This is a genomic window from Rhizobium leguminosarum bv. viciae, from assembly GCF_012276115.1.
Taxonomy (GTDB): domain Bacteria; phylum Pseudomonadota; class Alphaproteobacteria; order Rhizobiales; family Rhizobiaceae; genus Rhizobium; species Rhizobium leguminosarum_T.
Map to the genome: position 1 here is coordinate 614,590 of NZ_WIEU01000001.1, position 21,381 is coordinate 635,970.

Consider the following 21,381-nt stretch of genomic DNA (forward strand, 5'->3'; position numbering starts at 1 on the left):
TTGAGCTCAAGAATAATGAAGGATGGGAACATGCATAAATTGATCTTGCCTCTACTTGCATCGGCGGCCTTGGCAATCGCCGCACCGGCTCTTGGCCAGGACGCCAAGCCGCTTGCCGGTCAGTCGATCACGGTGCTCATGCCATCGCCGCAGGGACCGAACATCGCCGCTGACTTCGAGGCCGAAACCGGCATTCACGTCGACCTGCAGACCCTGTCGTGGGACGACATCCGCCCGAAGCTGGTGACAGCCTTGGTTGCCGGTACAGCGCCAGCGGATGTGACCGAATTCGATTGGTCCTGGACCGGTCAGTTCAGCGCGGCCGGTTGGTATATGCCGCTCAACGACGTGATCGACGCCGATGCGGTGAAAGATATCGGCGTTGCCAAGATCTTCACGGTCGACGGCAAATTATTGGGAATTCCCTACACCAACGACTTCCGGGTGATGCTCGTCAACAAGAAGCATTTCACGGATGCAGGCATCACCGAGATGCCGAAAACATTGGACGCCCTGGTCGCCGCAGCCAAGAAGATCAAGGAAAAAGGCATTGTCGAGTATCCGATCGGCCTGCCAGTTTCAGCAACGGAAGGCGCATCAACGAGCTGGTACCTGCTGACCAAGGCCTTCGGTGGCGAACTCTTCGACAAGGACTTCAATCCGCTCTTCACCTCGCCGGATTCGGCTGGTTACAAGGCGCTTGCTTTCGAATTGATGCTTCTCAAGGACGGGCTGGTCGATCCGGCGTCTACCGGCCTGAAGGACAGCCAAATCAATGAGAGCATGTTCGCGCAGGGCATCACCAGCATCATGATCTCCGGCGAGCCTGGTCGTCTTGGCCAGATGAACGATCCCAAGCAGTCGAAAGTCGCCGGCCAGGTAGAGGCGATCCTCGTGCCGACGGCAAGCGGTGAAACGCGCAGTTTCGGCCTTCCGGAAGCGCTGGCCATTCCAAATGTCTCTGCCAACAAGGAGGCGGCAATCGCCTTCGTCAAATGGTTCACCAGCAAGGACTTCCAGAAGAAGAATGCCGTGAACGGCTTCCTGCCGACACGCACCTCGGCGCTTTCCGAACTCAGCGAGTCCGGAAAGCTGAACAGCGGCGACGCTCTGGTGGCGCAGTCGAAGACGGTCGAGCCGCTGTTCCCGCAAGGCACGCCGCCTTGGTACCCGCAATTTTCCAGCGGCGTAAACACCGCGATCAACAGCGCTGCCAAGGGACAGATGAGCGTCGACCAGGCGATGGAGGCCATCGCTTCCGCCGCCAAGCAGGCGATGGCGCAATGACAGCTTTGGCGTCCGAAGGGGCCACGAGCAAGCGTGGGCTCGGCTTCAACGCCGACGCCACGCTCGGCTTGCTGTTGGTGTCGCCCATCGTTCTCACGATGGCAGCTTTGGTCTTCTACCCGATGGGAAGAACCGTCTGGGACAGCCTGCACAGGGTCAACCCCATGCAGGCCGGCACGCCATTCGTCGGCCTGGAAAACTACAGCCGAATGCTGTCGGATGGCCAGCTCGCGACGACCTGGAGCAACACGCTCACATACGTTGTTCTGGCCGTCGTCGCCGAAACCGTGTTCGGCGTTCTTGCCGCCGCTCTCATCAATCAGATCAAGGTCGGGCGGCAGTGGGTGCTCGCAGCAGTGATCTTGCCCTGGGCGCTGCCCGGCGTTGTGAATTCGGTCATTTGGCTTTGGATTTATCAACCGGGCGCGGGCCTGTTGAACGGCATCCTTTCGGCGCTCGGGCTTCCCTTCGAAAATCACGTCTGGTTCAACGATCGCACCAGCGCCATCGTCGCCGTAACGGTGGTCCACGTCTGGCGCATGATGCCTTTGACGATCGTCATCGTCCTTGCCGCGATGCAGAGTATCCCTGCGCATCTCTATGAGGCTGCGCGGATCGATGGGGCCACGCGCATTCAGATGTTCGGATGGGTCACCCTGCCGCTGGTTCGCAGTGCGATCGCTGTCGCCATGACCAACGCAACCGTGAACGCTTTCAATCTCTTCGACGAGGCCTGGGTTCTCGCGGGTGCCAGCCTCGAGACCCGACCGGTGCTCGTCCAGATCTACCTCGAAACCTTCCAGAATCTCCGCTTCTCGTATGGCATGGCGCTATCGGTCGTGATCACTCTCGTGTCTCTACTGATTTCGCTGGTCTACGTCCTTCGTGTCTACCGCAACACACGGTTCGACTGATGAAATCCACTATTGCCTATCGAATGATGATTTGGGCCGGCGTCGTCGTCCTGTTGATCTGGTCTTTAGGGCCGATCTACTGGACCATCGCCAGTTCGGTTACTCCAAGCGAAGACTTTTCGACCCGTCCGATCAACTTCTTCCCGCAGCACTTTACGCTCGATCACTACTCGCGGCTGCTCGGCATCAATATTGCGCGGATCGGAGGTGTGGAGGTATTCAAACAGTTCCGGGCCGCATTGCTCAACAGCGTGGTGACATCAATCGCTGCCACCCTGCTTTGCGTCGCGATATCCTCTCTTGGGGCTTACGCGTTCACCAGGCTTCAGTTTCCCGGCCGCAAAGTGCTTTTTGTCGCTGTTGTCGCGACCCTGGCTATTCCTGCCTACGCAGTCTTGATCCCGCTCTATCAGATCATGATCAAGCTGCATCTCGTCGATACCTATCTGGGCGTCTCGCTGATCTATGTCTCGGCGTTCCTGCCACTGTCGCTATGGCTGCTGCGGAGCGTGTTCGAAGCTCTTCCGATCGCACTGGAAGAGGCGGCGCAACTCGACGGAGCGGGCAGGCTCTACATCTTCTTCAATATCGTCCTGCCGCTGGCCGGGCCGGGTCTGACGGCAGCGGCAATCCTTACGTTTCTGGGTGCCTGGGGACAGTATCTCGTGCCGCTCATTTTTTCGCCGCAGGCAACGAAGCCGCTAACGGTTTTGATCCCGGAATTCGTAACGAAGAACTTCATCGACTACGGGCTCATCACCGCGAGCGGCTCGATCGCCATCGTCATCCCCGCCCTCGTCGTCATTTTCCTCAACCGTTACCTCGTCAGCGGCCTGTTGGCTGGTTCGGTCAAATAATCGGAGACTTCATGAACACGACCGAAAAAGTCATTTTCGAGCAATTTCCCTACTGGGAGAAGGCGATCGGCTCGAATTCAGCTATCGATGGCGCGGAGCTGTTGGTCTTCGTCGGCTGCGGCACGTCCTTCAATCTGGCGCTTGCGTTAGCATCCTATGCCAATATGGCCGGACGCAAGGCAATCGCGGTCCCCGGCGCCGAATGGCAAACCCGACCCTCGGCCTTCTGGCCGGAGTGGCGCAACACGCACGTCGTTGCACTTTCCCGCAGCGGCGAGACGACAGAAACAGTCGCCGCAGCAAAGGCAAGCCGCGCCGCCGGCGCCTTCGTGACGGCGATAACCGTCGAACCGGAAAGCTCTCTCGCGAAAAATTGCGATCGGATGGTCGCTGCCGAAACTCATCCCGACGAAGGTATCGTCATGACGGTCTCGGCTAGCCTCATGGTCCTTCTCGGTTTGCAGATGATCGGGCAGAAGGTTCCTGCCTCTGTCGTGAATTCCGCCCGGCAGCTCGCGAGCGCTCTCGATGCGGCGCTTCCTGGAATTATCGCCGACCGGTCGCATTTCGTCTTTCTCGGTGGCGGGCCGCTCTTCGGCATCGCCCTGGAAGGAGCGCTCAAGCTCATGGAAATGAGCCAGATCATGACCCAGGCCTTCCACCCGCTGGAATACCGGCATGGGCCGATCAGCCTCGTTGACGCAAAGACGGTTGCGGTCATGCTGTACAGCTCCGACCAGAGGGAGGCGGAAACGAAACTGGTGGGAGAACTGAGAGAAAAAGGCGCGGTCGTCATCGGTGTGGGTGGTCCAGGCGATCTGGAACTCCCCGTCGATGTCGATCTATCGCTTGCGGGTCTCGTTGTCCTTCCGGCGCTGCAGATCCTCGGCGAACGCGCCGCGCAGGTCCGGCAAATCGACACGGTCTCTCCTCGTCACCTGACGAAGGTTGTAACGCTCGCATGACGTCGATCGAAGAAAACCGGCAGAGCGCGCTGCGAAAGCTTTTCGGCGCCCGAAACCTGCCTTTTTCCCATGGCGTCACTTCGGTCTGCTCGGCGCATCCGCTGGTTATCGAGGCAGCCCTGCGGCGTGCCGGCATGGAGCACCGGGCGGTCCTCATCGAAGCCACCTGTAATCAGGTCAATCAGGAGGGCGGCTATACCGCGATGACGCCGGCGGACTTTCGCCGGTTCATCGAGGACATCGCCGCAGCGACTGACTTTCCAGCCGAACGCATCATGCTGGGAGGCGATCACCTCGGCCCCAACCCATGGAGAAAATTGGCGGCCGAGGAGGCAATGCTGCGCGCCGCGGCTATGGTGACGGCCTATGTCGAGGCAGGGTTTGAAAAGATTCACCTGGACACGTCGATGGGCTGTGCCGGTGAACCAACGGCGCTCGATGATGAATTGACCGCGGCGCGGGCCGCTCGATTGGCAAAGGCCGCTGAGGAGGCCGCTCTTCGTTCAGGCCGCCGTCCGCCGGTCTATATCATCGGAACCGAGGTGCCGCCTCCGGGTGGTGCAACGCACGCACTCGAAGAAATCGAAATTACCCGGGCCGATGCGGCGATGAAAACGCTGGCGGTTCACCGGGCGTCGTTTGCCGAAGCAGGTTTGACGCCGGCAATGGAGCGGGTCATTGGGATCGTGGTTCAGCCGGGCGTGGAATTTGGCAACACGGACGTGGCGCTCTACAGGCCTGAACGGGCCAAGAGCCTCATTCGTTCGCTGGACGACATGCCGGGCTTGGTTTTCGAAGCACATTCCACCGACTACCAGCCGGCCGAAGCCTTGTCTGCTCTCGTCGACGGCGGCTTTGCAATCCTCAAGGTCGGACCGGGGCTGACTTTCGCGCTGCGCGAAGCGCTGTACGGTCTCGATGCGATCGCTGACGTGCTTACAGGGAGGACGCCGCGAACCGGACTGGTGGCGACCATGGAAAAGATCATGGTTGAGCAACCGGCAAGCTGGGCAGGCCACTATGGCGGCAGTCCCGATGAGGAGCGACTGCAACGACATTTCAGCTATAGTGATCGAATTCGCTATTACTGGCCGGATCCTCGCGCATCCGCCGCGGTCGGCGAATTGTTCAGCCGGCTCCCCAATGAAATTCCCGAAACTCTGATCAGCCAATATCTCGGCCGACTCTATTCCGACGTGGTGTCAAAGCGGGTCGCTCCGAAGGCCCGCGAACTCTGCCTTGCTGCGATCGACGCGGTACTGGCGCCTTATTCAGCCGCCACGGCAATCCGATGAGCAATCGACAGCCGTGTCCAACGAGCGGCTGCGTCCCGAAGATACCAACATTCAGCCGGAGAAAGTTATGGCGTCAGTAAGTGTGGCGAATGCCCGCAAGAGCTACGGTCACTTCGAAGTTCTGCATGGGGTGGATATTGATATCCAGGACGGCGAATTCGTGATCCTGGTCGGTCCCTCCGGGTGCGGGAAGTCGACATTGTTGCGAATGATCGCCGGCCTCGAAGAGATTTCAGCTGGCCGGATATCGATCGGCAGCAAGGTCGTAAACAATGTCGCGCCAAAAGAACGCGATATCGCGATGGTTTTCCAGTCCTACGCGCTCTACCCCCATCTGACCGTCGAGGCGAATATGGGTTTTTCGCTCAAGCTGGCGAAAGCACCCAAGCAACAGACCAGGCAACGTGTTCGAGAGGCCGCTGAAATTCTCGGGCTCGCGCATCTGCTCGACAGATATCCGAAAAACCTGTCGGGTGGCCAACGCCAACGTGTGGCGATGGGCCGTGCCATCGTCAGAAATCCGCAGGTCTTCCTGTTTGACGAACCATTGTCGAACCTGGACGCGAAGCTGCGTGTCCAGATGCGTTCGGAAATCAAACAACTGCATCAGCGACTGAAGACAACAACCATTTACGTTACCCACGATCAGATCGAGGCCATGACGATGGCCGATCGGATTGTTGTGATGCGGGACGGCTTCGTCGAGCAGATAGGCTCGCCGCTCGATCTCTACGACCGGCCGGCAAACCTTTTCGTGGCGGGCTTCATCGGTTCGCCGGCAATGAACCTTATTCGAGGCCAGGTCAGCACTTCAGGGCCGCTGGAGTTGATCGCGGACGGCGGAGGTAGGCTGCCGCTGCCCGAAGCAGCGCCATTGGAACGCGGCGCACAGCTTATCTACGGCATTCGCCCTGAGCATCTTGCAATCGGACAAGGTCCCGTTGCCGCTGAGGTCGTTCTCGTCGAGCCTACCGGTGCTGAGATCCAGGTGACCACGAAGTTTGGTGCGGATCACCTCGTTGCGACGGTAAGAGAGCGCCTTGATCTCCGCGCCGGCGACCAAATCGTCATTAGCCCAGACCTCAGCAAACTGCATCTGTTCGACGCAAAAACCGAACAACGGTTGAAGTCTGTCTAACATGACTATTTTTTCGGACTGGCGGAACGTGGAGGTCAAACTAATGACAGGTCGGAGACGAGTTCGCCAACGCTGGCCAATGGTTGGCTGAAAGTCAGCGTTCAAGGCTGCCGGCGGCGGCGATTATCTCCGCCGCAGTCGGGAAGATGCAAAGACTGTTCGGTCCGTCCAGCGCCTCAATTTGCGACCAGGCGATGGTGCCGTTCGCATTGACCAGGAAGTGCCCGACGAGCTGGGTGGCGTGGTTCGCGAAGATCGCCATATCGGCTTCATCAAGCTCGAAGTGGTCCTTGGCGTTGAGTATAGTATTGGCTTCCATCGGCTGTAGCAATTCCGGCAACTCGCCCGTGGGGTTGATGCGCGCCGCCTGGAACTGCGCCATCGTCGCGCTATAAGGCCATTCGGGCTGCTTGCTGCTCCCATCGGGCAGGAACTCCGCATGGGGCACACCATAGGCCCGATGTGTATGGCAGTCGGGATCGCATAGCAGCGTTACTGGCGTCGGACGGTGGCGGAAATACAGGCGAGCGCGTTCTACCGGTGTGTTGATAACGGCCACGGTCTCCACTCCGGAGGCGCGCAGGGTGGGCTGTATGCCAGCAAGCTGTTCTACCTGGCGCCGACAGAACGGGCAGTGCAGCCCGCGAAAGAACCCGATCAGGAACGGGCGACCGCTCAAATCGGCGAATGAGACCGTTCCGTCGAAGTTGGCGGTGGCGAGTGCGAAGGCGGGGGCGGTTTCTCCTGGTTGCAGCGGGCGATTCTGGTCTCCCATGGAGTAATTCCTTTGTCGTATGGTCCAGGTGGACGACCGAAATTCAACTATATCACTTGTCGCAAGGAGGCCCAGCGTTCGCTGCTAAGATCGCCGAATGTGATTCGGCAAGCCATTTGCCGCTCCGACCGGCGTCGAAGCTGACCCTTTCATTGAGCCGCCTGCCGTCGTCGAGAGCTTGCCGGTATCGATAGCCGTACCTATCTTTATTTAGAACAGGCTAATGGAGCAACGAGATGGCGGAACTTGAGGCTGATACTCCATTCGACTCGACGATCGAGATCATTCCTCCGGAAGACGCAAAAGAGCAGCCGGATAGTCGTGCTTGCCTTTGCTGCAAGCGGCGGCGTCAGTGGATGGACGACGACGGGTGCGGCATCTGTGAGGAGTGCCTGGCCTCGTGATCGATACAAGAAGGGCACAACGCGATGGTCATTCGCAGCGCCGGACTTCTCATCCACCGGCGCATTTCCAAGGACTACGAAGTCCTTCTCGTCCATCCGGGCGGTCCTTTCTGGGCTAGGAAAGATGAGGCTGCATGGTCGATCCCCAAGGGGCTGATCGAGACCGGCGAAGATGAGCTCGCGGCCGCAATCAGAGAGACTGCCGAGGAGCTGGGTGTCGCAGTCGATGGCAGGTTCACACCGTTGGGCGAATACCGACAACCCGGCGGTAAGATAGTCGTCGCGTGGTCGATCGAAGCCGATCCGGTACTGGACGTGAACGCGATACGGAGTTCCAAATTTGAAATAGAATGGCCACCACGGTCAGGCCGGCTAAAGAGCTTTCCAGAGGTCGATCGCGCGGGTTGGTTTTCCCTACGCGAAGCGGCCACAAAGCTGTTGAAAGGGCAGCGACCGATGCTTGCCGACCTCCTGACGCATCTGGAATGATAGGCCCGAATTATTGATTGAGCCGCGCCATTTCGCTGCACCCATGCATGAGGTGCGCGGCAGCCATGAGTTGCTTCTGAAGACAGCCATCCTATCTGACAGTCACCGCCATATGACTGAAATCGAGCTGCGATGCGCCTTGAGCACGCGCGAGGAGACAATCATGAATGTCATTTCCAAAACCCTGAACGACATGACGCTTGTCGAACGCTCGAGCCTGCTCGACACCGTCGCCGATGCCTTGGAAGCAACGGCCGAGGAGGCGGAAGGTGAGGGCGACACCCGCTTTGTCGCCAACTCCATCTGCGTCGCCAATACGATTCGCGGACTATCCGGCGATCTCACGCCCCGCGATCTGCAGGCGGTCGAGTTGCTCCTTGAGCAGGGCATCATGCTCGTCCACCAGTTCTCGAACCGGGCGAAGACGAACGGAGTGATCCACTAACAGTGAACGAGGGCGCGCCCGTCAGCAATGCGCTCTGTCAGTGTGGACGGCGGCTGAAGGATTGAGATAAAGCCGTTGATCCGCACCGGGGATAGCGGATGCCGCCGGCCCCTGGTGAGAACGAGTAGTCTCCGCTGCGGCAAACCGCGGGAGCGGGAGATTAGCAGAAACGCCAGGAAGGCTTTATTTCCAATGGATTGCCGGTTCAATGCGCTACCGTGTCGAGTGGCCGATATAGCAGGGTTCACCTTTGTTCGGTCAGGAGAAGCGTAATGCAGCCTGGTCGCACAGGCCTTGCTGTCTGCTTGATGGTGGCTGCCGCTTTTTTAAATAGTCTCGACGCGGTCATCGTGCGTTTGCTGGCCGGCGACGTGCATCCATTGATGATCGGCTTTTTCCGATCGTTTTTCGGGCTTCTTGTCGTCACGCCCTGGATCGTGTCACGGGTCGACCTGAAATCCTCTCCCTATCGTGTTCTGCATGTCGTGCGTGCGGGTCTGAAGCTTGCCTCACTGGTTGCTTTGTTCGTCGCCTTTGCGCACGCGCCACTCGCCGATGCGACGGCGATCAATTTCACCATGCCGATGTTTCTCGTTCTCGGTGCGTGGCTGGTACTCAAGGAACATGTCGGCATCTCCAGCGTGGCCGGCATTGTCGCAGGTTTTATCGGCGTCATGATCATCATTCGCCCCGGAGCGTCCGGTTTCGACCAATGGCTGCTTTTTGCACTGGCAGGAGCGGTCTTGACGGCGGCCAGCCAATTGATGCTGCGGCGGATGGCATTGAGGGATAGTGCCGACCGGCTGGTTGCATGGAATCTGATAGCGACGGTGCCGCTAGGCCTGATCGTCATGCTGCCGGTCTGGTCAATGCCGACCTGGAACCAACTCGCACTGCTTGCCCTGCAAGGGGCACTCGGCGCTCTCAACATGACGCTGATCACGCGCGCCTTCGGCATGGCGGCCGCAAGCGTCCTGGCACCGCTCGACTTTCTCCGGCTGCCCGTCGTGGCCCTTATGGCCTTCTCATTTTTCTCGGAAGTTCCGGCCGCACAGACGTGGATCGGCGCGGCGGTGATCATCGGCGCTGCCATTGTCGGAACCCGCGGCATGACATGGCGACGCAAACCGCCGCGATAAGCCCTGATCATTTTTGGGGTTCACAAAAATTTTAGATGCACTAATATTTCAGTTATAACGCCGGTCGTCGAGCCGTGCCTGTTGCCGGAGGGGTATTACAGGCAGCACAGACGAAGACGAAACCGGACATCACGAACCCCATGGGGTTCACTCGGGAGGAGTGGCATGAAGAGTTTCATCGGCAAACGCGCGATCGCCAGTGGCGTGTCGCTCGTGGTGCTTATCGTCATCGTGTTCTTCCTGTCCCGGCTGACGGGCGATCCGACCGACCTCTATCTGCCGATCGATGCGACCACCGAAATGCGCCAGCAATTCCGTGAGATGAACGGTTTCAACGATCCGTTGATCATCCAGTTCGGCCGTTATGTTTCGGATCTCGCCCAGGGCAATTTCGGTCAGTCACTGCGACAGGCCCGTCCGGCCATGGATGTCGTGCTGGAGGCTTTCGTCTGGACCTTCTGGCTGGCCGTCATCACCATGGCGCTGGTCACGGTCGCCGCGATCGTCATCGGTTCGCTTGCGGCGTTTCGCGTCGGCGGCGTCTTCGACCGTCTCGCCACTTTCTTCTCGCTGATCGGCGCTGCGGCGCCGGATTTCTGGCTGGCCATTGTGGCGATCGTCATTTTCGCCGTCAAACTGCATGTCCTGCCGACATCGGGAACGGGAACTTTCTGGCACTGGGTCCTGCCGGTCAGCGTGCTGTTCATCCGGCCTTTCGGCCTGATCCTTCAGGTGGTCCGCGGCTCGATGATCAGCGTTCTGTCTTCCGCCTATGTGAAGACGGCCCGCGCCAAGGGGGTCCGTTCGAACTCAATCATCTTCATTCACGGACTGCGCAACGCCATGCTGCCGGTGATCACAGTCATCGGCGACCAGGCGGCCGCCATCCTGAACGGTGCCGTCGTCGTCGAGACGGTGTTTGGCTTTCCGGGTATCGGCAAGCTGATGATCGATTCCATTTTGCTTCGCGATTTCGCCGTCGTGCTGGCCGTTATCATGGTCTCGGCACTGGCGATCTTCATCATGAACCTGTTGATCGACATTGCCTACGCGCTGCTCGATCCGCGCATCCGGTATTGAGCGATGACGATGGCCGACACACAAATCCTCGCCGAGAAAAAACCAAGCGGCCCGATCGGACGCTGGCTGACGATGCTGTGGGCGGACAAGCTCGCTTTTTTCGCGGCTCTGTTCCTCTTGATCGTTCTGCTCTGTGCGCTGTTTGGCCCGTTCCTGCTGGAGGCCATCGCCACCAAGCAGAACCTGCGGGGCCGCAACGCACCGCCGTTCGATATCACCCGCGGATTGCTTTATGTCCTCGGCGCCGATGCGCTCGGCAGACCGCTTCTTGCCCGCGTCATCGTGGCGGCGCAAAACACCATCCTGGTGGCCGCGGCAGCCGTGCTGGCATCATCCGTCGTCGGTACGGCGCTCGGTCTGGTGGCAGGTTACAGCCGCTCCTCCGCGGCTCAATGGATCATGCGCCTCGGCGACGTCATCATGTCCTTTCCGTCGCTGCTTCTGGCGGTGATCGTGCTCTACATGCTCGAGCCCTCGGTCACGAATATCGTCCTCGTCCTGGCGATCACCCGCATTCCCATCTATCTGCGCACCACGCGCGCCGAGGTGCTGGAAGTGCGTGAGCGGATGTTCGTGCAAGCGGCGAAGGTCATGGGAGCATCATATTGGCGCATTGTCTTCCATCACATCCTGCCGGTGATCTTCCCAACGCTGGTGACTATCGCGACGCTGGATTTCGCTTTCGTCATGCTGGCGGAGTCCTCCCTGTCGTTCCTGGGCATCGGCATTCAGGCGCCAGAGATCACCTGGGGTCTCATGGTTGCTCAAGGACGACCCTATCTCACCAATGCCTGGTGGCTTTCCTTCTGGCCGGGCCTTGCAATCATCCTGACGACGCTGTCGCTGAACCTTCTGTCGAATTGGCTGCGCATCGCGCTCGATCCGACGCAACGCTGGCGCCTTGAAATGAGGGGCAGGAAAAATGGCTGAACATCTTTTGGAAGTGCGTGACCTCTCGGTCGAGTTTCACACCGCCAGCGGGACCGTCAAGGCGGTGCAGGATGTCGGCTGGCATCTCGATCGCGGCGAGACGTTGGCGATCCTTGGGGAAAGCGGTTCAGGCAAATCCGTGTCGGCCTCGGCGATCATGAATCTGATCGACATGCCGCCCGGTAAGATCACCAGCGGCACCGTTCTCCTCAACGGTCGCGACATGCTAAAAATGACGCCCGAGGAGCGGCGCTCGATCAACGGCGCCAAGATCGCCATGATCTTTCAGGACCCGCTCGCCCACCTCAATCCGGTCTATCCGGTCGGCTGGCAAATCACCGAGATGATGACGACGCATGGCCAGTCGGCGGAGCGCGCCGGCGCGAGGGCGCTCGAATTGATCGGGCGCGTCGGCATAACCGATCCGCAGGCGGCGATGCGAAAGTATCCGTTTCAGTTCTCCGGCGGCCAACGGCAGCGCCTGATGATCGCCATGGCAATCGCCTGCAAGCCCGATATCCTGATTGCGGATGAACCTACCACCGCGCTTGATGTGACGGTGCAGGCGCAGGTGCTGGAACTTCTGCAGGAGTTGCAGCAGGAAACCGGCATGGGCCTGTTGCTCATCACCCACGATTTGGGGGTCGTTGCCGAGATCGCCGACCGGGTCGTGGTGATGAATTCCGGCTGCGTGGTCGAAACCGGCAATGCGGCCGAAGTCTATCGCAACCCGCAGAACGCCTACACGAAGAAGCTGATAGCCGCCGCACCGGGGAAGGGTGCGATGGCGCAAGAGCGTGACCGGCAGGGCGAACCGCTGCTGCGCGCCATCGGCTTGAAAAAGAGTTTTGGCGCATTCCAGGCGCTGAAGGGCGTGGATTTCGTCATTATGCCCGGCGAAACGGTTGCCGTTGTCGGTGAGAGCGGTTCCGGCAAGTCAACCCTTGCCCGGGCAATCGTTCGCCTCGATGATCCGCAGGAGGGCCAGGTTCTCTACCGCGGCAACGATCTGCTTGCGATGACCCCGAGGGAAATATTCGGGCTGCGTCGCGATTTGCAGATGGTCTTTCAAGACCCGACCCAGTCACTGAACCCGCGGATGAGCGTGTTCCGGTTGATTTCGGAGGCCTGGGTCATTCACCCGGACATCCTGCCGAAAGCGAGATGGAAGGAGAGAGTGGCCGAGTTGCTGGTCAAGGTTGGCCTGAAACCGGATATGGCCGACCGGTATCCACATCAGTTTTCCGGCGGCCAGCGCCAGCGCATCGCGATTGCCCGGGCGCTGGCGATGGAGCCGAAACTGATCATCTGCGACGAGGCGGTTTCGGCACTCGACGTGTCGATCCAGGCGCAGGTGATCGCCTTGCTTGAGGGCCTGCGTCGCGAATTCGGCCTGTCTTACCTCTTCATCGCACACGATCTGCCGGTGGTTCGCGATTTCGCCGATCGCGTCATCGTCATGAAGGCCGGCGAAATTGTCGAGGAGGGTCCGGTGGAACAGATCTTCAACGCGCCCTCCCACCCCTACACGCAGGCGCTTCTTGCCGCGAGCCTCGATCCCGATCCGGAGATCCAGGCCACCCGACGCGCCGCCCGCCAGCTACAGGAAGGACTCGTTTCCGCATGAAGCCCGATGTCATCGTCGCCTATCCGCTCCGGCCCCATCAGATGGCAATGCTGGAGGAGACCTACACGCTGCACCGGCTCGATCTTGTCAAAGGCGAAGAGCGGGATGCTCTCTTGCAGCAAGCCGGCCCGATCTCTTCCGCGCTGGTCTGCAACGGCCACGTGACGATCGACGAAGCCCTGCTTTCGAAATTGCCGGCACTAAAACTTGCCGCCTGTTCCTCGGCTGGCTACGACCAGATGGACGTCGAGGCGATGACACGGCGCGGCATCAAGCTCACCAACACATCCGAAGTGCTGTGCGATGACGTTGCCGATATGGCACTGCTTCTGATGCTGGCGGCACGCCGGCGCCTGCCGGAAGGCGATCGCTATGTGCGCTCCGGCGATTGGGGTCAGAAAGGCATGATGCCGCTGACGACATCGACGTCGGGCAAGAAGGCCGGGATCGTCGGCCTCGGCCGCATAGGGATGGCCATTGCCAGGCGATGCGAAGCTGTCGGGCTGACGGTCGGCTATTACGGCAGGACGAAGAAAGCCGGCAACGATTTTGCCTATTTCGACACGCCGGTAAAACTGGCGGACTGGGCCGATATCCTGATCGTCGCGACGCCTGGCGGCCCCGCCACCGAAGGATTGATTTCGGCGGACGTACTGAATGCGCTCGGACCGACCGGCAGCTTCATCAACATTGCCCGCGGCACCGTGGTCGACGAGCCGGCCTTGATCAAAGCCTTGCAGGAAAGGCGGATCGCCTCGGCCGGCATCGATGTCTACCTCAACGAACCCAATCCCGATCCGCGCTTCGCAGCGCTCGACAACGTTGTGCTCTATCCCCACCATGCCAGCGGTACCGAGGAAACGCGCGACAGGATGGCGCAATTGACGGTCGACAACCTTGCAGCCTTCTTCGCAGGCAGGCCGCTGCTGACGCCGGTCAATTGACTCCGGCAAAACCCGCGGCGCGGCGGATCAGACGAAGTAGTCCGGGAACTCCTTCCGCAGGTCTTCCACTTTTGCGACGGTGCGGCTGAGATGCTCACGGATCGCGTCGACGGCACCCTGTTCGTCGCGAGCGGCAATCGCATCGATGATTGCGTGATGCCCATCGAGAATGCTGACGATCTTGCCCTTCTCGGGCAGATGCAGGCGACGAATACGCTCGAGATGGCCGGAGCGCTCGCGTATCAATTGGTGGAGGCTGCTGCGCTTGGCGCCTGCGAACAATGTCTGGTGAAAGAGCTCATCGAGCTCCTGGAAGATCGCGATCTGATCGGCGTCGTCGGCGACTGCCGCCTGCATCTTGATGATCGATCGGGCGCGGGTAATGACGCTCGGATCCGGATCCGGATCGGTTGCGAGGCGGCGGCAAACCTCCGTTTCCAGTGCAACGCGGAGGAAATGCGCCTCGTAAATCTGCAGGACGTCAATCCTGGTCACCACAGTGCGGGACTGCGGATAAATGCGAACCAGACCCTCCTGTTTGAGAAGCTGCAATGCGTCACGGATGGGAGTCTGGCTGACTTCATAAGTCTCAGTGAGTTCGGTGCGCGACAGCGTGGTGTCCGGCGGCAGCTGAATGGTGATGATGCGCTTTCGCAGATCATCATAGACCCGCTGGACGGTACTGCCGGCAACGACCGGAAAGCCGGGTGCAGTCAGGCCGAATGTAGAGGCGAACTGGGAATTCATGTGAGGTGTCCTTTTCGACTCCATTCATAGCTTTGCACGACCTAATGCACAAGAACGCAAACTTTCCATTGATATATATGTCAAACTAAAATATCAGTTGGTGCAACGCTGATTAAACAAGCGAAAAGGTGGGAGAAAGCCGTGACCGCGAGGAAAACCTACGAGCAATTGCGGTCCGCCCGATGGATGCTGCCGGATGATCAGCGCTCGTTCGGCCACCGGTCGCGGACCATGCAGATGGGTTACGCGCCGGAGGATTGGCAGGGAAAGCCGATCATTGCCGTGATCAACACCTGGTCCGATGCGCAGCCGTGCCACATGCATTTCCGTGAACGCGCCGAATGGGTGAAGCGGGGAATTCTTCAGTCGGGTGGGTTCCCCATGGAACTACCCGCTCTTTCCCTTTCCGAAAACTTCGTCAAGCCGACCACGATGCTCTATCGCAATATGCTGGCGATGGAGACCGAGGAACTGTTGCGGAGCCATCCTGTCGATGGCGCCGTTCTGATGGGTGGCTGCGACAAGACGACACCCGGCCTTGTCATGGGCGCAGTCAGCATGGGCATTCCCTTCATTTATCTGCCGGCCGGCCCGATGCTTCGCGGTAACTATGCCGGCAAGACGCTGGGCTCCGGTACCGACGGCTTCAAATACTGGGACGAGCGCCGCGCCGGCACGATCACCCAGGAGGAGTGGCAGGGCATCGAAGGCGGAATCGCCCGCAGCTACGGCCATTGCATGACCATGGGCACGGCGTCGACGATGACGGCGATCGCCGAGGCTATGGGATTGACGCTGCCGGGCGCATCCTCGATCCCCGCAGCCGACGCCAACCACCAGCGCATGTCGGCGGCCTGCGGCCGCCGCATCGTCGATATGGTGTGGGAGGATCTGACGCCGGACCAGATCATCACGCCCGCGGCCGTCAACAATGCGGTCACCGTCGCCATGGCGACCGGCTGCTCCACCAATGCCATCATTCACCTGATCGCCATGGCGCGGCGCGGCGGCGTCCCGCTGGAGCTCGATGATCTCGATCGCATCGGTCGCACGACGCCGGTTCTCGCCAACATCCGGCCTTCCGGTTCGACCTACCTGATGGAGGATTTCTTTTATGCGGGTGGCCTGCGCGCTCTGATGAAGCAGCTCGGCGACAAGCTGGATCCCACCGCGATCACCGTGACGGGCAAACCCTTGGTGGATGGTCTGGACCAGGTGAAGATCTACAATGACGACGTTATCCGGCCATTGTCGAACCCGGTCTATCACGAAGGTTCGCTGGCCGTGCTCAAGGGGAACCTGTGTCCCGACGGCGCGGTCATCAAACCGGCGGCCTGCGACCCGAAATTCCATCGCCATTGCGGCCCGGCGCTGGTCACCGACTGCTATGCGGAGATGAAGAAGATCATCGATGATCCAGACTATCCGCTGACGCCGGACACGGTTCTCGTTCTCCGCAATGCCGGCCCCCAGGGCGGACCGGGCATGCCGGAATGGGGGATGATCCCGATGCCGAAGGCGCTGTTGAAGCTCGGCCTGCGCGACATGGTGCGGATCTCGGACGCCCGCATGTCCGGAACCAGTTTCGGTGCCTGCGTGCTGCATGTCGCACCGGAATCTTATGTTGGCGGGCCTTTGGCGCTGCTGAGAACGGGGGACATGGTCGAGCTTGATATTCCGGCACGCAGCCTCAATATGCTGGTTTCCGAAGAAGAGATCACAGCGCGGCGGGCCGCCTGGGTGGCGCCGACGCGGCATTACGAGCGCGGTTACGGCTTTATGTTCTCCGGCCATATCGAGCAGGCCGACAAAGGCTGCGACTTTGATTTCCTGACCACGGAATTCGGTGGCAAGACGCCGGAACCGGCTATCAACTGAGGCACCACGATGTTTGATCCCGATCGACGTACGATTCCCGCACAGCCTCCCAAGGCTGGCTTTGCTGCCGGTCCGTCCAAGCTGGACGCCATCCGATCGGTCACCCTGTCGCTCGTTTACCTGCCTTTGGCGCGGCCGATCAGCGATGCCAAGGTGTTGACGGGCCGGCAGAAGCCGCTGACCCAGGTGGCTTTTCTGTTTTGCGAGATCGTCTCCGAGGCCGGCCATAGCGGTCTCGGTTTCAGTTACTCGAAGCGGGCAGGCGGGCCTGCCCTTTATGCACACGCCTGCGAGCTTGCCGACAACCTGATCGGCGAAGATCCCAACGATACCGCGCGCATCTGGGACAAGCTCTGCTGGGCCGGGGCTTCGGTCGGCCGCTCCGGCATTGCAACGCAGGCAATCGCCGCCATCGACATCTGCCTCTGGGACCTGAAGGCGAAACGCGCCGGCCTGCCGCTCGCAAAACTGCTTGGCGCCCATCGCGACAGTGTCGCCTGCTACAACACCTCCGGCGGCTTCCTGTCGTCGAGCGTCGAGGAAATCCGCGATGCCATCGACCACTCGATCGCTTCCGGTATCGGTGGCATCAAGATCAAGGTTGGACAGCCAGACCCGATGATCGACCTTCGCCGGCTTGATGCGGTGACCAGCCATATCGATGGCCGTGTCCCGCTGATGGTCGATGCAAACCAGCAATGGGACCGCACGACGGCCTTGCGCTTCGGCCGGCTGGTCGAACCGCTCAACCTCGAATGGATCGAAGAGCCGCTCGATGCCTATGACGCCGAGGGCCATGCGGCCCTGGCGCGGGAACTTGCCACGCCGATCGCCACCGGCGAAATGCTGGCAAGCGCCGACGAACACATGGCGCTGATCCGGGCCGATGCGGTCGACTTCATTCAGCCGGATGCGCCGCGTGTCGGCGGCATCACCCCCTTTCTGCGCATCTGCACGCACGCCGAGGTGAAACGCATGCGCCTGGCCCCGCATTTCGCCATGGAAATCCATCTGCATCTGGCCGCCGCCTATGCGCACGAGCCGTGGGTCGAGCATTTCGATTGGCTGGCGCCACTGTTTAACGAAGAACTCGACATCAAGGACGGCCGGATGATCGTGCCGGCACGTCCGGGGCTCGGCTGCAGCCTGACGGGCAAAGCCCGCGACTGGACTGTGGAAGCCCGCAGCTTCGGCGCCTGAACGAGAACGAGGAGGAGGAAATATGAACCCCGCAACCCGTGAAAAGCTGATGGGTGTCTCCGTTGCGACGCTCTGCTCGGCCCTATTCAAGCGCGGCTTGAGAAACCAGACGATCCAGGATGTTCGGCCGGTCCAGCCGAAGGGCCGCAATATGGTCGGACCGGCCTTCACGCTGCGCTACATGCCGGCGCGCGAGGACCGCAACGCGATGAACGTCTTTCGCAACCCGAAACATCCGCAACGGCTTGCGATCGAGACTTGCCCGGACGGCGCTGTTCTGGTGATGGACAGCCGCAAGGATCCGCGCGCAGCCTCTGCCGGCGACATCCTGATTACCCGCCTGATGATGCGCGGCGGCGCCGGCGTCGTCACCGATGGCGGTTTCCGGGACGCCATGACGATCGGCGGCCTCGATATCCCCGCCTATCACCACCGTCCCTCCAGCCCGACGAACCTGACGTTGCACGAGGCGATCGACATCAATGTGCCGATAGGCTGTGGCGATGTGGCGGTCTTCCCAGGCGACATCATGGTCGGCGACGACGACAGCGTGATTGTCATCCCAGCCGAGATCGCCGACGAGATCGCCGATGAAGCGATAGAGATGACCGCTTACGAGGATTTCGTCACCGAGCGCGTCAAGCAAGGTCATACGATCATTGGCCTCTACCCGGCCACCGACGAAAGCAATCTGACGCTCTTTACCGAATGGCGGAAGGTGAATGGCCGCTAAGGCGGCGCATCTTGAACAACGGAACCAGGACGGAGCAAGGCTCCGCCGAGGAGAATCGCAATGAACTGGACCCCTTCAGGCAGGCATTTCATCGCCGGCGAGTGGATTGCCGGAACGACGACATTTCGGTCCGAGCCGGCGCATGGGCAGGCTCATGACTTTGCTGTCGGCACAACGGAACTGGTCGACCGCGCCTGCCGCGCTGCCGAAGCTGCTTTTGCAGCGTTTTCGGCAACGACACGCGAGGAGCGCGGCATTTTCCTCGAGACAATCGCCGAGGAGATCGACAAGCGCGGCGAGGCCGTCACCCTCATCGGAACGCAGGAAACCGGACTTCCGGAAGGCCGGCTCAACGGCGAAAGTGCTCGTACCACCGGCCAACTCAGACTGTTTGCCGACCATATCCGCAAGGGCGCGCACCTCGACGCTCGCATCGATGCGGCGCAACCGGACCGGCAACCGGCGCCGCGGCCCGAGATTCGCCTGGTGCAGCGGCCGATCGGCCCCGTCGCCGTCTTCGGCGCTTCGAATTTTCCGCTGGCATTCTCGACGGCCGGCGGCGATACGGCAGCAGCACTTGCCGCGGGCTGCCCGGTCGTGGTGAAGGGACATTCAGCCCATCCCGGCACAGGTGAGATTATTGCCGAGGCGATTGCAGCCGCTATCGAGCGCACTGGAATGCCGGCCGGCGTCTTCAGCCTGATCCAGGGCGGCCGCCGTGATGTCGGAACGGCGCTGGTGACCCATCCGGCCATCAAAGCCGTTGGCTTTACCGGCTCGCTTGCCGGCGGACGGGCGCTCTTCGACCTTTGCGCCCAGCGCCCTGAGCCGATCCCGTTTTTCGGGGAATTGGGCAGCGTTAATCCGATGTTCCTGCTGCCGGCCGCTACCGCTGCCCGGGCGGAGGCAATCGGTTCAGGCTGGGCCGGTTCACTGACGCTCGGTGCCGGCCAGTTCTGCACCAAGCCCGGCATCGCCGTCGTCGTCGACGGGCCGGAGGCGGACAAGTTCACCAGTGCCGCCAAGGCGGCTCTTGAAAAGGTGGCGACGCAGACGATGCTGACCAAAGGCATCGCCACAGCCTATCACGACGGTGTGGAGCGCCTGCGGGCAAGCAATGCCGTCGCGCCGGTTCTCGCTGCAGAGCGTGCCGGCCGCGACGCAGCGCCGAACCTGTTCGAGACCAACGGCTCGGCCTGGCTTGCCGATCACTCGCTCAGCGAAGAAGTATTCGGTCCTCTCGGCCTCGTCGTGCGCGTCGGCTCGCCTGAAAAGATGCTCGCCCTTGCCGAAAGCTTCCAGGGACAGTTGACCGCGACGATCCATATGGACGACGCCGACCTTCGCCTTGCCCGCGACCTGCTGCCGATCCTCGAACGAAAGGCGGGCAGATTGCTGGTCAATGGCTTCCCTACCGGTGTCGAGGTTGTCGATTCCATGGTGCATGGCGGACCCTACCCGGCCTCGACCAACTTCGGCGCAACCAGCGTCGGGACCATGTCGATCCGCAGATTTCTGCGACCCGTTGCCTACCAGAATTTCCCCGCGGACCTGTTGCCCCAAGACCTGCGCAATTGAAGGAGTGCCAAATTGATTGCCCCGACTGAACTTCGCGAGATCATTCGCAACGGCCTGCTGTCCTTTCCCGTCACCCCTTTTGATGCCGAAGACCGGTTTGCCGCCAAGCCATTTTCAGCGCATCTGGAATGGCTGTCATCCTACCCAGTTGCCGGCCTGATCGTTGCCGGCGGCACCGGCGAACTGTTTTCGCTGACGCCGGGTGAGGTGGTTGAGGTGGTAAAGGCCGCCCGCGCCGTGTCCGGCGACGCACCCGTTATTGCCGGATGCGGCTACGGCACGCGGATTGCCTGCGACATGGCGCGCGAGATCGAGGCGGCGGGCGGCGACGGCATTCTTCTGCTGCCGCATTACCTGACCGAGGCGCCGGCAGATGGCATTGCCGCGCGTGTACGGGCCGTTTGCAAGGCCACCAATATGGGCGTCATCGTTTATAATCGTGGCCAGGCGCGGGTGTCGGCCGAGCAGCTTGCTCAGCTTGCGGACGAATGCCCAAATCTGATCGGCTTCAAGGATGGAACCGGCGACATCGATACGGTGCGCCGTGTCACGATCGCGCTCGGCGACCGCCTTTCCTATATCGGCGGCATGCCGACACACGAACTGTTTGCCCAGGCCTATCGCGGAGCCGGCATGCCGACCTATTCCTCGGCGGTCTTCAATTTCGTGCCTGAAACGGCACTGAAATTCCACAAGGCATTCCTCGCCGGTGACGACGCGGCCTGTGAGCAGATGCTGCGCGATTTCTACTATCCCTTTGCCCGCATCCGCGATCGCAAGGCCGGTTATGCGGTATCCGCGGTCAAGGCAGGCGTGCGTTTGCGCGGCTTTGATGCCGGTCCGGTGCGGGCGCCGCTGACGGATCTTACCGACGAGGAAGTCGAAATGATGCGCGAACTGATTGCTTCGGCCAAGTAAAATTTCGGACCCCAGACAAGATTGAAGGCTCCGGACTT

Annotated in this window: 21 protein-coding genes; 19 read left to right on the top strand and 2 right to left on the bottom strand. The window is 60.7% G+C overall.

The window, feature by feature from the left end:
• Window positions 1-30: 30 nt before the first annotated feature.
• The 6 genes from GFM02_RS02845 to GFM02_RS02870 all read left to right on the top strand — a co-directional run bounded on the left by GFM02_RS02845 (window position 31) and on the right by GFM02_RS02870 (window position 6,456).
• Window positions 31-1,287 carry an ABC transporter substrate-binding protein gene (locus GFM02_RS02845; protein ID WP_168320719.1) on the top strand — a complete coding sequence of 419 codons (1,257 nt, stop codon included), beginning with the start codon at window positions 31-33 and terminating at the stop codon, window positions 1,285-1,287.
• Window positions 1,284-2,201 carry a carbohydrate ABC transporter permease gene (locus GFM02_RS02850; RefSeq protein ID WP_168320720.1) on the top strand — a complete coding sequence of 306 codons (918 nt, stop codon included), beginning with the start codon at window positions 1,284-1,286 and terminating at the stop codon, window positions 2,199-2,201. Before GFM02_RS02845 ends, GFM02_RS02850 begins: the two co-directional genes overlap by 4 nt.
• A 23-nt stretch (window positions 2,202-2,224) precedes the next feature.
• Complete coding sequence (locus tag GFM02_RS02855; protein ID WP_205930169.1) at window positions 2,225-3,058, top strand: carbohydrate ABC transporter permease; 834 nt, start codon at window positions 2,225-2,227, stop codon at window positions 3,056-3,058.
• An 11-nt stretch (window positions 3,059-3,069) separates the two neighbouring features.
• Window positions 3,070-4,023: an SIS domain-containing protein gene (locus GFM02_RS02860; RefSeq protein ID WP_168320722.1), complete on the top strand. Its 954-nt coding sequence runs from the start codon at window positions 3,070-3,072 to the stop codon at window positions 4,021-4,023.
• Entirely contained in the window at window positions 4,020-5,318 is a 1,299-nt protein-coding gene (locus GFM02_RS02865) for a D-tagatose-bisphosphate aldolase, class II, non-catalytic subunit (RefSeq protein WP_168320723.1), read from the top strand. The genes GFM02_RS02860 and GFM02_RS02865 overlap by 4 nt, the downstream gene beginning before the upstream one ends.
• A gap of 67 nt (window positions 5,319-5,385) precedes the next feature.
• Window positions 5,386-6,456 (top strand): ABC transporter ATP-binding protein, encoded by a 1,071-nt coding sequence (locus GFM02_RS02870; protein ID WP_168320724.1) that lies wholly within the window; start codon window positions 5,386-5,388, stop codon window positions 6,454-6,456.
• Window positions 6,457-6,550: 94 nt separating this feature from the next.
• On the opposite strand, the gene GFM02_RS02875 is transcribed toward GFM02_RS02870, so the two are convergent.
• Window positions 6,551-7,231, bottom strand: a complete 681-nt coding sequence (locus tag GFM02_RS02875) for a redoxin domain-containing protein (RefSeq protein WP_168320725.1) — start codon at window positions 7,229-7,231, stop codon at window positions 6,551-6,553.
• Window positions 7,232-7,467: 236 nt separating this feature from the next.
• Here GFM02_RS02875 and GFM02_RS02880 point away from each other — a divergent pair, with 236 nt between their 5' ends.
• The 8 genes from GFM02_RS02880 to GFM02_RS02915 all read left to right on the top strand — a co-directional run bounded on the left by GFM02_RS02880 (window position 7,468) and on the right by GFM02_RS02915 (window position 14,289).
• Window positions 7,468-7,635 (top strand): hypothetical protein, encoded by a 168-nt coding sequence (locus tag GFM02_RS02880; protein ID WP_020046963.1) that lies wholly within the window; start codon window positions 7,468-7,470, stop codon window positions 7,633-7,635.
• 24 nt (window positions 7,636-7,659) lie between these two features.
• Window positions 7,660-8,124, top strand: coding sequence for an NUDIX domain-containing protein (locus tag GFM02_RS02885; protein ID WP_168320726.1), 465 nt, complete (start codon window positions 7,660-7,662; stop codon window positions 8,122-8,124).
• Between the two features lie 163 nt (window positions 8,125-8,287).
• Window positions 8,288-8,569, top strand: coding sequence for a hypothetical protein (locus GFM02_RS02890; RefSeq protein ID WP_168320727.1), 282 nt, complete (start codon window positions 8,288-8,290; stop codon window positions 8,567-8,569).
• Window positions 8,570-8,841: 272 nt separating this feature from the next.
• Window positions 8,842-9,708, top strand: a complete 867-nt coding sequence (locus tag GFM02_RS02895; protein WP_168320728.1) for a DMT family transporter — start codon at window positions 8,842-8,844, stop codon at window positions 9,706-9,708.
• Between the two features lie 165 nt (window positions 9,709-9,873).
• Complete coding sequence (locus GFM02_RS02900; RefSeq protein ID WP_003550760.1) at window positions 9,874-10,788, top strand: ABC transporter permease; 915 nt, start codon at window positions 9,874-9,876, stop codon at window positions 10,786-10,788.
• 3 nt (window positions 10,789-10,791) lie between these two features.
• The gene (locus GFM02_RS02905) at window positions 10,792-11,718 is read left to right on the top strand and encodes an ABC transporter permease (RefSeq protein WP_020046967.1); all 927 of its coding nucleotides are present in this window, start codon (window positions 10,792-10,794) and stop codon (window positions 11,716-11,718) included.
• Window positions 11,711-13,345 (top strand): ABC transporter ATP-binding protein, encoded by a 1,635-nt coding sequence (locus GFM02_RS02910; protein ID WP_168320729.1) that lies wholly within the window; start codon window positions 11,711-11,713, stop codon window positions 13,343-13,345. Before GFM02_RS02905 ends, GFM02_RS02910 begins: the two co-directional genes overlap by 8 nt.
• Window positions 13,342-14,289, top strand: coding sequence for a 2-hydroxyacid dehydrogenase (locus tag GFM02_RS02915; protein ID WP_168267549.1), 948 nt, complete (start codon window positions 13,342-13,344; stop codon window positions 14,287-14,289). Before GFM02_RS02910 ends, GFM02_RS02915 begins: the two co-directional genes overlap by 4 nt.
• Before the next feature lie 27 nt (window positions 14,290-14,316).
• On the opposite strand, the gene GFM02_RS02920 is transcribed toward GFM02_RS02915, so the two are convergent.
• Window positions 14,317-15,036 carry a GntR family transcriptional regulator gene (locus GFM02_RS02920; protein ID WP_017956478.1) on the bottom strand — a complete coding sequence of 240 codons (720 nt, stop codon included), beginning with the start codon at window positions 15,034-15,036 and terminating at the stop codon, window positions 14,317-14,319.
• 141 nt (window positions 15,037-15,177) lie between these two features.
• Here GFM02_RS02920 and araD point away from each other — a divergent pair, with 141 nt between their 5' ends.
• The 5 genes from araD to GFM02_RS02945 are packed head-to-tail and all read left to right on the top strand — an operon-like array spanning window position 15,178 to window position 21,343.
• A complete protein-coding gene (gene araD / locus GFM02_RS02925) occupies window positions 15,178-16,914 on the top strand; it encodes an L-arabinonate dehydratase (protein ID WP_168320730.1) in 1,737 nt (578 codons plus the stop codon).
• Between the two features lie 9 nt (window positions 16,915-16,923).
• The gene (locus GFM02_RS02930) at window positions 16,924-18,114 is read left to right on the top strand and encodes an L-talarate/galactarate dehydratase (protein WP_168320731.1); all 1,191 of its coding nucleotides are present in this window, start codon (window positions 16,924-16,926) and stop codon (window positions 18,112-18,114) included.
• Window positions 18,115-18,136: 22 nt separating this feature from the next.
• Complete coding sequence (locus GFM02_RS02935; protein ID WP_168320732.1) at window positions 18,137-18,847, top strand: ribonuclease activity regulator RraA; 711 nt, start codon at window positions 18,137-18,139, stop codon at window positions 18,845-18,847.
• 60 nt (window positions 18,848-18,907) lie between these two features.
• A complete protein-coding gene (locus GFM02_RS02940; protein WP_168320733.1) occupies window positions 18,908-20,425 on the top strand; it encodes an aldehyde dehydrogenase (NADP(+)) in 1,518 nt (505 codons plus the stop codon).
• 12 nt (window positions 20,426-20,437) lie between these two features.
• Complete coding sequence (locus GFM02_RS02945) at window positions 20,438-21,343, top strand: 5-dehydro-4-deoxyglucarate dehydratase (RefSeq protein ID WP_168320734.1); 906 nt, start codon at window positions 20,438-20,440, stop codon at window positions 21,341-21,343.
• Window positions 21,344-21,381 lie beyond the last annotated feature (38 nt).

What these genes read in the sequence shown, in the direction of transcription:
- GFM02_RS02845 (WP_168320719.1), top strand. Translation starts at nt 31, where the DNA reads ATGCATAAATTGATCTTGCCTCTACTTGCATCGGCGGCCTTGGCAATC.
- GFM02_RS02850 (WP_168320720.1), top strand. Translation starts at nt 1,284, where the DNA reads ATGACAGCTTTGGCGTCCGAAGGGGCCACGAGCAAGCGTGGGCTCGGC.
- GFM02_RS02855 (WP_205930169.1), top strand. Translation starts at nt 2,225, where the DNA reads ATGATGATTTGGGCCGGCGTCGTCGTCCTGTTGATCTGGTCTTTAGGG.
- GFM02_RS02860 (WP_168320722.1), top strand. Translation starts at nt 3,070, where the DNA reads ATGAACACGACCGAAAAAGTCATTTTCGAGCAATTTCCCTACTGGGAG.
- GFM02_RS02865 (WP_168320723.1), top strand. Translation starts at nt 4,020, where the DNA reads ATGACGTCGATCGAAGAAAACCGGCAGAGCGCGCTGCGAAAGCTTTTC.
- GFM02_RS02870 (WP_168320724.1), top strand. Translation starts at nt 5,386, where the DNA reads ATGGCGTCAGTAAGTGTGGCGAATGCCCGCAAGAGCTACGGTCACTTC.
- GFM02_RS02875 (WP_168320725.1), bottom strand. Translation starts at nt 7,231, where the DNA reads ATGGGAGACCAGAATCGCCCGCTGCAACCAGGAGAAACCGCCCCCGCC.
- GFM02_RS02880 (WP_020046963.1), top strand. Translation starts at nt 7,468, where the DNA reads ATGGCGGAACTTGAGGCTGATACTCCATTCGACTCGACGATCGAGATC.
- GFM02_RS02885 (WP_168320726.1), top strand. Translation starts at nt 7,660, where the DNA reads ATGGTCATTCGCAGCGCCGGACTTCTCATCCACCGGCGCATTTCCAAG.
- GFM02_RS02890 (WP_168320727.1), top strand. Translation starts at nt 8,288, where the DNA reads ATGAATGTCATTTCCAAAACCCTGAACGACATGACGCTTGTCGAACGC.
- GFM02_RS02895 (WP_168320728.1), top strand. Translation starts at nt 8,842, where the DNA reads ATGCAGCCTGGTCGCACAGGCCTTGCTGTCTGCTTGATGGTGGCTGCC.
- GFM02_RS02900 (WP_003550760.1), top strand. Translation starts at nt 9,874, where the DNA reads ATGAAGAGTTTCATCGGCAAACGCGCGATCGCCAGTGGCGTGTCGCTC.
- GFM02_RS02905 (WP_020046967.1), top strand. Translation starts at nt 10,792, where the DNA reads ATGACGATGGCCGACACACAAATCCTCGCCGAGAAAAAACCAAGCGGC.
- GFM02_RS02910 (WP_168320729.1), top strand. Translation starts at nt 11,711, where the DNA reads ATGGCTGAACATCTTTTGGAAGTGCGTGACCTCTCGGTCGAGTTTCAC.
- GFM02_RS02915 (WP_168267549.1), top strand. Translation starts at nt 13,342, where the DNA reads ATGAAGCCCGATGTCATCGTCGCCTATCCGCTCCGGCCCCATCAGATG.
- GFM02_RS02920 (WP_017956478.1), bottom strand. Translation starts at nt 15,036, where the DNA reads ATGAATTCCCAGTTCGCCTCTACATTCGGCCTGACTGCACCCGGCTTT.
- GFM02_RS02930 (WP_168320731.1), top strand. Translation starts at nt 16,924, where the DNA reads ATGTTTGATCCCGATCGACGTACGATTCCCGCACAGCCTCCCAAGGCT.
- GFM02_RS02935 (WP_168320732.1), top strand. Translation starts at nt 18,137, where the DNA reads ATGAACCCCGCAACCCGTGAAAAGCTGATGGGTGTCTCCGTTGCGACG.
- GFM02_RS02940 (WP_168320733.1), top strand. Translation starts at nt 18,908, where the DNA reads ATGAACTGGACCCCTTCAGGCAGGCATTTCATCGCCGGCGAGTGGATT.